The sequence below is a fragment of the Zobellia russellii genome (assembly GCF_044597075.1).
GTDB lineage: Bacteria > Bacteroidota > Bacteroidia > Flavobacteriales > Flavobacteriaceae > Zobellia > Zobellia russellii.
In genome coordinates, this window is sequence record NZ_CP139000.1 from 4227772 (window position 1) to 4239774 (window position 12003).

A 12003-nucleotide genomic window follows, 5' to 3' on the forward strand; every position below is an offset into this window, starting at 1 on the left:
AACAGTGAGATTAGGGTTTCTTTTCAGTAGTCTCCCTTTCTTTTACAATGGCCATAATCTCTTCGGGAGACAAGTAATAACGTCTTATACGTTCTTTGTACTTTTCTTCAATTTCGGCATGATCCAGAATAAAATGTTTCGTTTTTAGAATATAATCGTGCATTCCGTGGGCAACGGCAAAAGTATCCGCCGCACGTTCGGCTTCTTTAATATATGAGCCGGAAAATGAATATTTAAGGCCAAACCAAATAAGATTTAGGGTACTGCGGTTCCTGTAATCCATTACATGCCCCAGTTCATGCCCCAACCAACCGATCATAATGGCACTTGGTACATCTTTGGTGAAAAAGACGGTATCGGAAATCTTTATTTTTTCACTTATTAGAATAACATAGGCACGCTTCTTTCGTCCTCTAAAAAGACTGTTGAATTTGGGCTGCGCCTGCATGGTAGATTGCTTGATCTTCTTTACGATTTTAAAAGTTATGGGTGTTTGTTCCAATTCTGGATAGTGCGATAGCGCAATCCGGGCCTCATTTTTTATGACATCGGGAACTGTATGTTGTGCATTTAATTGGACAAAAGCCATGAAGAATATGAATAGTTTAAATTGATACAAAACCTAAATTATACGTGTTTACATTAATGAGACATAATATATAAAACCCTGCTGTAGATTAAAACCCTTTTACCTAACCGGTTAATTATAAATTGGAAAGCACACTCATTTTAAGGTTTAAAGAGGGAATTTTAAAATTGGGGAGGATGCCTAAGGGTTTCGTTGCCAAATTAAACTTGAACAATGCATAAGAAGCGAACCATAAAAATTATTTCCCGTATCATTTTGGTATTACTGGTACTCGTGGCCCTGGCCTTACTTGGGGCCCAGCTTTTAGCAAAGGATGCCATCGCGAATTTTTTAAAGACCAAATTGCCACCACATATTCAATTGGCATATGAAGACATAGATGTAAACGTTTTGACCGGAACGGCAAAACTGAATACTATTGATTTGAACATTGGAATTTCGGATTCTATCAGGCCTAGGGCATCCGCAAAAATAGAAGCATTGGAGGTTGTGGGGTTGGGCTATTGGCAGTTTCTTTTCAACAAGAAAATAACGCTCACTAATATCAATGTAGATAAGCCGGTTTTAAAACACTATTTAAAAGGAAAAGAAGACAAGGCCACAAAATCAAAAAATGATAGTATAGGGCTTAAAAAGTCCATTCATATAGACCACATCAACATCAAGAATGGTTCTGTAACCCTGTTTAAGAACCCAGAAGATAGTGTGGCTATGAAATTGGACTCGGTTTTTTTTGAAATGGATGAGGTTGTTACAGATAGGAGTCGTATTAATTCCAAGATTCCCGTTGCTTATTCCGATGTAAAATTTAATGGGAATTCGCTTTACGCGGATTTAGGTCCTTACGAGGCGCTAAACGTAAATGAAATTCATTTGGACCAAGGTCATCTCCGGGTAACGGACTTAAAACTAAAATCAAAATATAGTAAGGCCAAGCTGTCTGCGCACTTGCGAAAAGAACATGACTATATAGATTTAAAAATTCCCCAAGTAGATTTTGATGAGATTGCTTTTGGTTATGCCGATGCTAGATATTGGGTGCGTACGGGAAAGGGGACTTTGCAGGGACCCAATTTAGAAATGTACAGAGATAAGCTAGTGGCCGATGATTTAGAGAGAAAGAAAATGTACAGCGAAGCCATTCGTAAACTGCCTATACAGCTAGATGTTCCCGAAATAGAGATACAGGATGGCGCAATTACTTATAGTGAGCGAGTGAATAGGGAAACGACTCCCGGTAAAATTGTTTTTGGTGATGTAAATGCTAAAATCCTTCACATTCAAAATGTACCGGAACGAAAGGAGAAAACGAGTGTTGCCGCCAAAGCTTTGCTCATGGGCGAAGCCCCAATAACCTTAAACTGGTCGTTTGACGCTAAAAATACCAGAGATGCATTTTTGGCTTCCGGTACCGTAAAAAGTTTTAATTCAAAGAACATCAATCCTTTTTTAGAATCCAATTTACGGGTACGTGCCAAAGGCGAAATTCAAGAACTCTACTTTACCATAAGCGGAGATGCGGTTTCGTCCGCAGGCGATATGAAAATGAAGTATGAAGATTTTGAATTTTCTATCTTAAAAAAAGACCGTCTGCGCATAAATAAAGTATTGACGGCAATAGGAAGAATATTTGTAAACGACGGCTCCAATACCGATGAAAACGGATACAGATATGGCGGTATTGAAGCAGAAAGAGACCCCACAAAGTCCTTTTTTAATTATCTGTGGTTAAATGTTAATAACGGCTTGACTTCTACTATTATAGGTAACGGAAAAAATAAAAGGAGAAAAAATTAATTTTTTAGAGGTAATCTACAAGGCAGGGAAAAAGTACTTTGAAGAAGGTAATTTAGAAACTAAAATTCAAGGATATGGGAGTCATTTCAAAAGATAAAAAGAAGATAACGCTATATTATAATTCAGAAAATTCAATCGGTAAACAAACGTATGCTTACGTAGAATCTGCAGATGAAGATATTCTGGCTATAGATATTTCAAAAACAAATGTAACGGGTACCCAATGGGCGGAAATTGCACATAATATGAACGTACCTGTGGGAAAATTGGTAAATCAGAATCATCCTGATTTTAAAGAAAAATATGGGAACGAGAAGGTAGATTTGGATGAGCATGATTGGTTGCGTATTCTGGAGAAATCCCCATCAACTTTAGCTTTTCCGGTAGTTATAAAAGGAGAACGATTTATTCCTATTCACAATCCTTCGGATTTTGTAAAGTTTATGGATGATGACAGTGCTGCGCTAGACAAGCCTTATAATTAATAAGATTAAGAATCTATTCTTTTGTATTACTTGTTGGCAATTTTCATTGCTAATTTTAAGTACAGTTAAGTTGAAGTTTAATCACATAAAATAATAAAGATGAATCAAGAACAATTAGAAGGAAAGTGGAACCAAGTAAAGGGAAAACTCAAACAGAAATACGGAAACCTTACCGATGACGACGTAACCTATTCCGAAGGCAAATTTGATGAAATGCTCGGAAGGGTACAGGAAAAAGTTGGAAAAGGAAAAGAAGAATTGAAAGCAGAAATTGCAAGCTGGTAATACAGTTGTAGTTTAAAAAGTAAGAAGGCCCGGGCATTTACGCTCGGGCCTTTTTGTATGTTATTTTTAGATATATTTAAAATTGAAGGAACAGGAAGTTGTTCAGCGTTCTTGCAAAAAAAAAGGATGGCCAAAAGCTATCCTTTAATCCTTAGTGTATGAGTTATTGGTCTCTAAATCTTTTTACGTCCCATAATCAAGCTGATTATAAAAAGTACGATAAAGATGAAAAATAAAATCTTGGCAATACTAGCGGCACCTGCAGCGATTCCTCCAAATCCGAATACTCCTGCGATAATGGCTAATATGATAAATATAACTGTCCAACGTAACATATCTTGTGGTTTTTATGATTAGTAATAAATTGTTTTTTTGATACAATTTGTAGTTTGTATCATTTAAGGTAAAGGTCTTAAAATGAAGTGGATGACCTTGACTGTATGCAATTTAAAACTAACTGTATTTCCGTAGGGACTCAGCAACATTGATAATAAAATGGGACGCTGGAACAGCATTCAATACCATTTTAGAAATAGTCCAAAAGGGCTATAGCTCCGTTATAAGAGATTACAATAGAGAAGAATAGCGCGGCAAAAAGCCCAATGTTAAGAAGAAGTCCGGCTTTATGTGTGTGCATCAATTTGGAGTTGTTACACAGTAGTATAATTCCCAAGATTACCAACGGTAGGACAAAAACATTAAAAACCTGAGAAACAATCTGCATTTCAATAGGGTTGGCACCAAATACGGGCACTATTAGAGCGAATAGACAGGCAATGGCAGTAATGGTCTTAAATTGCTTAGAACTTGTGTCCAATTCGCCGGATTGATAATCCGCAAGGAGAATAGGAGCGATAAGTAAACAGGGGAAAATAGAGGAAAGACCGGCGCTTAACGTGCCAAAAAAGAAAAGGGTAAGCGCAAACTTTCCGGCAACGGGTTCCAAGGTGTTTACCATATCCAAAACTTTGGTAACGGGCCGGCCTTGGTGAAATAGGGCTCCACAGGCTACGGCCATTACGGCTGCACTGATTACGAATACAAGTGAGGCCGCTATTATGGCATCCTTTTTTTGTTGTTTAAGGTGTGCAATGGTCCATTTTTTTCCCTTAACGAATAAAGGACGAGACAAGAAGGTTGCTGCTGCCATAGTGGTGCCCACAAAAGCGGCAACCATCATTCCTCCTCCTTCTACTTTTGGAACAGTTGGGATAAGCCCTTTGGCTACTTCTAAAGGTAAGGGGTAGACCATAAAAAGGGAAACAAAGAAAGAGAGTCCCATAATCGTAACGAAAATCACCAATATTTTCTCGAAGAAAACATACTTTCCTATTAACAGAAAACGATACATAATAGCAATAACCAAGATAGCAATGGTCAAAACCAACTCATATTGATAATCGGCCAATGAGGGGAAGTAAATCAAAAATATCTCAAAGATGATATTTGCCGAAATACCAAGTATTCCCATAAGTGAGTTCCACTGCCCGAACGAAACGCCCAGAATGATTAAAATGGCAATGGGTTTTCCCCATTTTAGATGTTTTTTAAACGCGTATAGGGCCGTTTCTCCAGTTACCAATGCATAATTTCCATAGGCGTACATCAGCATTCCAGAGAAAATACAACTCAATACCAAAACCCATAACAACTGCATACCATAGGTGCTGCCCGCTACGATCATAGAGGTTACACTTCCGGTTCCAATAGTATACCCAATAGCAAAAATACCCGGACCAAAAGCAAGTGCCAAGGCGATTATTTTTTTCCAAAAACTAGTCTTTTGTTCTGCCATGTTGGGATACTTTTTGGTGATATAAAACTTTTTGGGGAAGAGGTAAAATGTAAGTTGTATTCAACTTAATGACTACGCCAATTAAGCTAGGATTTTATTGAAATCATAGCGTTCAGGGTCTGGTAAATAGGCTTTTGTAGCTTCATAATCGGCCTCCTCAATAAAGTGCATGTTCTGAAAACAAAGTCGAGCAAATTCCGAATCTATGTCCACTAGACGAGGAGCAATTTTACCATCTTCGCCTTGTAAATCTTCTAAAAATAACGGCGTTACTTCACCTTTGGAATTTGCGGTAACAATACAACCACTAACACCTTGGTCAAATAGTTTTTTTACGCCAAGCCCCAGGAGTGTACAAAGAGTTAGGTCAAACCCTATAGGTCTGCAACATCTAAGCTCGTAGCCAAGTTCTACAGGTCTACTTTTTATATTTATACCCAGTTCTTTCAATTTTGATTGGACCAGCATGTTAAAGATGTGAGACTTGCTTACATTGCCCAATTCCGGATGGCCGTGATCATCATAGGTAAAGTTAATGCCGCAATGGTCCAGTTCGCTATCCGGCATAATGTGAAAAACACCTTCGCTAACCAGTGCTACACCATAATTAATGTTCAGTGTTTTTCGCTTTATGATGGATGAAATAATCAAGCGAACCACCTTATCAAAAGTGATGGAAGTCTTGTTGAACATTTCGGGAATGACCATCATGGGAAAATGACAGCTGGTGGCTATACCAAATGCCAAATGTCCGGCAGAACGACCCATGGTAGACATAACGAACCAGTTTTGACTGGTACGGGCGTCCTCATAAGTGGTATTGCCTATACGAACACCTTCGTCCTTGGCCGAATGAAATCCAAAAGTTGGATTCCGGTCGGGTAGGGGTAAATCATTATCAATTGTTTTGGGTACGTGAATGTTTGAAATAAAGATGTTTTCTTTGGACAGATACCCTGTAATTCTATTGGCCGTAGAGGCGGTGTCATCACCGCCAATACTGACCAATAGTTTTACATTATTATCTGAAAAAAGCTTCGTGTTTATTTTTTCATCGCTGGGTTTGAATCTACTCATAATAAGAGTAGAACCACCTCGACTAAAAATACGGTCTGCATGAGGAAAATCGAATTCCTTTATTTGGGGTTCCTCGGAAAAAATTCCCTTAAAACCTTCGTGAAGTCCCAGTACGCGATAGCCATCTTTCAGAAAAATTTTGGCTACTGTGCTTATTACAGCGTTAATGCCCGGAGCAGGGCCTCCACCACAAATAATCAATATCGATTTTTTAGAAGCCATGTTTCAAGTTTTAAATATTAGCGGGCAACTCTTCCCGAAGCGTCACCGCCCATTAGCTTTTCTACTTCACTTACGGTAACCAAGTTGGCATCACCTTTTATAGTATGCTTTAAACAGGATGCCGCTACGGCAAAGTCTAGAGCATTCTGGTCATCTTCTGGGTATTTCAATAATCCGTAAATCAATCCGCCCATAAAAGAATCACCACCACCAACACGATCCACAATATCCGTAATTTGGTACTGACGTGTTTCGTACATTTTGGAACCATCCCATAATACACCTGCCCACGTATTGTGAGAAGCAGAAATAGAGCCCCTTAACGTTGTAATTACCTTTTTGGCTTTTGGGAATTTTTTCATCATTTGCTTACAGACTGATAAGAACGCTTCCGCTTTAACATCGGCACCATCCTTATGAACATCAAGACCTTCAGGGTGAATACCAAAGTGTTTCTCTGCATCTTCTTCGTTCCCTAAAATAATATCACAGTAAGAAGTAAGTTCGGTCATGATAGCTTCTCTATCACCTCCATAGTTCCAAAGCTTGGCTCTGTAATTTAAATCGGTTGAAATAGTTATGCCTTTTGCACTGGCAGCTTTCACGGCTTCCAAACAAACATCTGCAGCACCTTGTGAGATAGCTGGTGTAATACCTGTCCAGTGAAACCACTCCACACCCTCAAAAACAGAATCCCAGTCTATCATACCGGATTCTATCTCAGAAATAGCGGAATGAGCGCGGTCATAAACCACTTTAGACCCACGGGAAACGGCACCCGTTTCTAGAAAATAAATTCCTAGACGGTCGCCACCATAGACAATCTTATCCGTTCCTACACCTCTTTTTCGCATTTCCATAAGTGCGCATTCCCCAATATCGTTCTTTGGTAAACGCGTCACAAAATCTACGGGAACGCCATAATTGGCGAGCGATACGGCTACGTTAGACTCGCCTCCGCCATAAACAACATCAAAAGTATTGGCTTGTGAAAATCTTAAAAATCCCGGAGGAGCTAAACGCAACATTATTTCTCCAAAGGTTACTACTTTTTTCATTTCAAATTGTGTTACTGTATTACTGTTCTTAAGTGCTAGTTTTAGATATATACCGTTAGATTCCTAAAGCTTGCCCGCCACCAATTTGGATGGTTTCTGCGGTAATGAATTTAGCGTCGCTGCTCGCTAGGAAAGATACCACACCGGCTACATCTTCAGGCTGGCCTAATCTACCCAACATAATGCTGTTGGCCCATGAAGCAAAAACTTCTGGTTTTGTAGCTTTGATCTGTGCATGAAAAGGGGTGTCTATAGTACCTGGAGATACCGCGTTTACCCTAATACCGTATTCGGCCAAATCTTTTGCCAAAGCTTTGGTAATGGTGTGAACACCTGCTTTTGAAGTTCCATAGATACCAGCTCCTGGTCCGCCAGCGGTCCAAGCTGCGTTTGAGGTATAGTTGATAATGGATGCATCTTCTCCTTTTTTAAGGAAAGGTATAGCTGCTCTTGATGCGAAAAATGTAGAATCTAGATTTAACGCCATAACAGATCTATAAAATTCCGTGGTCATTTCTTCAAATCTAGATCGGCCACCTAGACCACCTGCGTTGTTTACAAGGGTATCTATTTTTCCATACTTTTCGCCAATTGCCTTTATGTTTTTGGTTACGGCTTCTTCATTGGTTACATCAAAACCGTAATATTCCGCATCAATGCCCTCTGCAGTTAGTTCTTTTACTCTCTGCGCACCGGCTTCATTGTCTATGCCGTTAAGGATAACGGTATACCCATCTTGCCCTAATCTTTTTGCCACGGCGAAACCTATTCCACCTGTTGCTCCTGTTATTACTGCTACTTTTCCTTTCATTTCTATGTTAGTTACTGTTAGTGAATTTTTATATGTATTAAACCGACTCGAATTCTACGGGTCGTATTCTCTTTATTAATCCAAATATTGATAGTACTGCAAGAGGAGATAGTACCGCGATGACAATAAATGCGGGGGTATATGATACAGATGCTATCATAGGAATCAATGAGTTCATTATGATAACCGATACTGCCGCAACGGTACCTGCCAAACCGGCCAAGGTACCCACAGATGGTCCGCGGAAAAGATCACTTGAAATAGTTTGAATATTACCGATGGCAAATTGAAAGCCAAAGAGTACCACTGCCACGATATAAATAAACGTCATAGGGTTCTTTTCCGTTACTAAGAAAATTATTCCGAGTAGACCCATGAAAATCAATGCGCCGCCAATGGTTATCGTAATCTTTCTTGCCGCATCTACAGTTTTGGTCTCCATGAGTTTACCGCAATACCAGCCTCCTATGATGCTGCCCGCCATACCGCCTAGATAGGAAATCCAAATAGTAGACCCTATTTCCTCAATGCTAAAACCAAATTTAGAGTTGAGGTAAAGTGGCATCCAACCAACGAACAACCACCAAATAGGCTCTATAAAAAAGCGGGACAAAAGTACTCCCCATGATTCTTTGTAGCTTAGGATTTTTGCCACGGAAAGGCCTTTTTCCTTTTCCTCCGTTGAAGGGCCTAAAGCAATTTTATCGGCAAGAATCAATTTTTGTTCTTCTTCTGTTATCCATGGGTGTTTCTCCGGTTTGGCCTTGTTGATGAACAACCACGGAATGACCCACAACAACCCAATGGCTCCAATGATGATAAAGGTGGAACGCCATCCGAAATGACCATATAAATAAGCGATCAGTACGGGTGCTATTACACTTCCCAATGATGCACCTGCATTAAAAATACCTTGTGCAATGGCCCTTTGCTTAACGGGAAACCATTCGCCATTGCTTTTAACCGCACCTGGCCAGTTACCTGCTTCGCCTAAACCTAGCATAGCCCTAAAAAGTGTTAGGGAAATTAGGCCTCTGGCAAAAGCGTGTAATATTGACGCTACGGACCACACTACTATGGAAACGACAAACCCCATACGGGTACCTATCATATCGTAAAGCTTACCGGACAGAAACTTTCCGGCAGCATAGGTAATCATGAAAACATTGAGCATAATGGCATAATCCGACTCATCCATTCCCAAATCTTTGCCCATCTCTGGCCACATAACACCAAAAGCGGTACGGTCTATATAATTAATGACCGTTGCCAAACAAATTAGGGCTATAACCCACCATCTTAAACCTTTGACTTTCATCTTCGTTCTTTTAAATTATTCTTTATAATTGGATACACGAATGGCTGTCCTAGTTCTATGGGATAGGAGAATTATTAGTTCTAAAAGCCTGTATTTAAGATGTTTAAATACGTGTTGTGTAATAGGATTGGTATGTTCGACTTTAGCCGTTTACCTTCATTGGATAAGCTTTTTTAGTATTAGTTTCCCTTCAGTATATGAATTGTAAAAAGATAAATCGTGCACTTTTATCCTTCTAGTATTTTTACTTTTCTGTCTTCGCCATAAATGTAATCGTACAATTTGGCAAAGTGTAATTTCATTGTTTCTTTGGCTCTTTGCGGGTTTTGTTCCAATATGGACAAATAGATGTCTTCGTGCTTTTTTACTTCTGCCAATGCAACATCTCCATCACAGACACGGTCTTTGTCATATGCAACGATAATCTCTGGGGTTATCAATAGCATAAGGGTATTCATTGTACTATTTTTACTTGCCGAAGCTATGGCAAGGTGAAAGAGCAAATCCTCTTCCAAACAATCTTCGCCAGCTATCATCTTGGTCTTGTAAGCATCAAAAGCAGATTTTAGGCGTTCTAGGTCTTCATCGGTTCTTCTTAAAGCAGCCAATTTAACCGTTTTTAGTTCCAGTAAAATCCTGGTTTCAACCAATGATTTGAAATCTTGATCTTCCAAACTCAAAATATCATCTATCATACCGTTCATGGCAATTTGACCAATCTCGGCAATGAACGTTCCGCTCTGCGGTTTTGAGTTTAAAATACCGTAGAACTCAAGCTTTTGAATGGCCTCGCGAACGTTACTTCTACTTACACCAAACTTTTCGGAAAGTACACGTTCTGCAGGCAACTTATCACCTGGTTCTAGATTTTTGTAATTGATTAAATCACGAATATTAGAAATGATTGCATTTTGAACTTCTTTGTTCTCATGTTTTGTAAGTATTTCTAACTTCATATTTGATGTATATTATAAATTGGTTAACCAGATTGGTTTGTTAAAATTATAAAATTCTAAACTACAAAAAAAGTATTTCTTGAATTAAAAAAGTTACGATTTTAGGGGTGTTCTAAGCGTTTTTTGAATTTTACCGACCCGTGGTGAGCGAGTCGGCAAAATTACTCTCAATCTAACTCAAAACAACAATTCTACTATTCTTTATTTGTATTTATTACGAATGTTTTTAGACGTTCGTTATCAGTTCATTAACCTTTGATACTGTAATTAGTAACCAGGGTTTTGGGTGATAACACCACCACTTGCCAATACTTCTGAGATTGGAATTGGGAATAAATGGTAATTGCTATTAATTGTTTCTCCCATTTCGGCATCTACAGACCCTGTTCTTACCAAATCAAACCATCTTTGTCCTTCAAAGGCCAACTCTAATCTTCTTTCATCAAGAATGGCTTGCCTCACATCTGCTTGTGTGGTTATGGTTCCGGTTAAGCTGGTTAAACCGGCTCGTGATCTTATATCGTCCAATAGGGGTAGTACGGTTGTAGCGGGAGCACCATTTTCGTTTAATGTTTCAGCATATAATAAAATAACATCAGCTAACCTTAGTTCAATCCAGTCATGATCACCACCTAAACCTCCTTCTTTTGGGAATTTTATGGCAGTAGTACCCAATGAGTCAAGCGTTACTGCTTTTCTTAAGTCTGTACCACCACCGTTAGCACCACTTTCATCAAATGCGGCAACTAGGTCCGGGTCAACCGGGAAATCAGCTTTTGAATCGTCTCCCACAAACCAGTTCCAGAAGCGAGAAGCAAATGAATATTCGTCTGTAATAGAACTTTCTATTCGCGAAGAAAATATTATTTCAGAATTCTCTACCTCATTGGCGGCACCAAAAACTTCGTTAAAATTATCTTTGAGGCTTATTCCGGCAGCTGCAGCTCCGTTTACAACGGCGGCCAAATGAGGTTCGGCACTGGAATAATCGCCCATAGTGGCATATACTTTTCCCAACAATCCTTGAGCGGCATATTTAGAGGCTCTTCCGTTTACAATTTCAATGTCCAAAGCGGCAATTGCATCCTTCAAATCAGGAATGATTACGTTATTATAAACATTAGTAGCGGGTTGTCTTTCTAAAATAGATGAATCCGTTAGGCTAGGTGCTGCGGACAAGTTTACAGGAACATCACCAAAAACTTGAACCAACTTAAAGTAAGATAAGGCTCTAAGAAATTTTGCTTCGGCTATATCTGTAACATTCGTTGAGTTTTCTATTACATTGTTTGCACTCAATATGGATTTGTACAAAGCGGTATAGAAAGGGCCAAAGAATTGGTCTTCCATAGCGGTTATTCCTCCGTTATAGGTATCGAACTCGGTATAAGGTGCTTCATCCATAAAAGCGTTGTCCGCTCTAAATTCACCCATTACTGCCATTGGCGTAGTGGTACCAAGTTGATAATAATATGCCGCATTTAAAACACCATCAAAATCTGTTAAAGAGTCTGAACTGGCAATATTTGGCGGAACTTGATCTAGATCACTATCACATGCGGTTATGATTAGCAACAATCCCAATAAATTATATATGTTTTTCATTTCTT

General features: G+C 39.1%; 12 protein-coding genes. 3 read left to right on the plus strand and 9 right to left on the minus strand.

The genetic code is table 11. The features are described from left to right. Nucleotides 1-10 precede the first annotated feature (10 nt). Nucleotides 11-589: a hypothetical protein gene (locus SJY45_RS17385; protein ID WP_400072369.1), complete on the minus strand. Its 579-nt coding sequence runs from the start codon at nucleotides 587-589 to the stop codon at nucleotides 11-13. A gap of 213 nt (nucleotides 590-802) precedes the next feature. Here SJY45_RS17385 and SJY45_RS17390 point away from each other — a divergent pair, with 213 nt between their 5' ends. The 3 genes from SJY45_RS17390 (at nucleotide 803) to SJY45_RS17400 (ending at nucleotide 3156) form a co-directional block, all read left to right on the plus strand. Then, the gene (locus SJY45_RS17390; protein WP_400072371.1) at nucleotides 803-2386 is read left to right on the plus strand and encodes a hypothetical protein; all 1584 of its coding nucleotides are present in this window, start codon (nucleotides 803-805) and stop codon (nucleotides 2384-2386) included. Between the two features lie 74 nt (nucleotides 2387-2460). Then, entirely contained in the window at nucleotides 2461-2871 is a 411-nt protein-coding gene (locus tag SJY45_RS17395) for an arsenate reductase family protein (protein WP_400072373.1), read from the plus strand. A gap of 99 nt (nucleotides 2872-2970) precedes the next feature. Continuing rightward, on the plus strand, nucleotides 2971-3156 hold the full coding sequence (locus tag SJY45_RS17400; RefSeq protein ID WP_215438324.1) for a CsbD family protein: 186 nt from the start codon (nucleotides 2971-2973) through the stop codon (nucleotides 3154-3156). A 173-nt stretch (nucleotides 3157-3329) separates the two neighbouring features. Here SJY45_RS17400 and SJY45_RS17405 read toward each other — a convergent pair whose 3' ends face one another. The 8 genes from SJY45_RS17405 to SJY45_RS17440 all read right to left on the minus strand — a co-directional run bounded on the left by SJY45_RS17405 (nucleotide 3330) and on the right by SJY45_RS17440 (nucleotide 11998). Beyond that, complete coding sequence (locus SJY45_RS17405) at nucleotides 3330-3491, minus strand: DUF1328 family protein (RefSeq protein ID WP_194524557.1); 162 nt, start codon at nucleotides 3489-3491, stop codon at nucleotides 3330-3332. A gap of 191 nt (nucleotides 3492-3682) precedes the next feature. Beyond that, nucleotides 3683-4951: an NRAMP family divalent metal transporter gene (locus SJY45_RS17410; RefSeq protein WP_400072375.1), complete on the minus strand. Its 1269-nt coding sequence runs from the start codon at nucleotides 4949-4951 to the stop codon at nucleotides 3683-3685. Nucleotides 4952-5032: 81 nt separating this feature from the next. Next, nucleotides 5033-6250 (minus strand): 6-phosphofructokinase, encoded by a 1218-nt coding sequence (locus SJY45_RS17415; RefSeq protein ID WP_400072377.1) that lies wholly within the window; start codon nucleotides 6248-6250, stop codon nucleotides 5033-5035. Nucleotides 6251-6267: 17 nt separating this feature from the next. Next, nucleotides 6268-7308 (minus strand): sugar kinase, encoded by a 1041-nt coding sequence (locus tag SJY45_RS17420; protein ID WP_289061718.1) that lies wholly within the window; start codon nucleotides 7306-7308, stop codon nucleotides 6268-6270. Between the two features lie 55 nt (nucleotides 7309-7363). Continuing rightward, nucleotides 7364-8119, minus strand: coding sequence for an SDR family NAD(P)-dependent oxidoreductase (locus SJY45_RS17425; protein ID WP_400072379.1), 756 nt, complete (start codon nucleotides 8117-8119; stop codon nucleotides 7364-7366). 37 nt (nucleotides 8120-8156) lie between these two features. Then, a complete protein-coding gene (locus SJY45_RS17430; protein ID WP_400072381.1) occupies nucleotides 8157-9437 on the minus strand; it encodes an MFS transporter in 1281 nt (426 codons plus the stop codon). 227 nt (nucleotides 9438-9664) lie between these two features. Next, nucleotides 9665-10393, minus strand: coding sequence for a FadR/GntR family transcriptional regulator (locus SJY45_RS17435; RefSeq protein WP_215438318.1), 729 nt, complete (start codon nucleotides 10391-10393; stop codon nucleotides 9665-9667). 267 nt (nucleotides 10394-10660) lie between these two features. Then, nucleotides 10661-11998 carry a RagB/SusD family nutrient uptake outer membrane protein gene (locus tag SJY45_RS17440; RefSeq protein WP_400072384.1) on the minus strand — a complete coding sequence of 446 codons (1338 nt, stop codon included), beginning with the start codon at nucleotides 11996-11998 and terminating at the stop codon, nucleotides 10661-10663. Nucleotides 11999-12003: the final 5 nt, after the last annotated feature.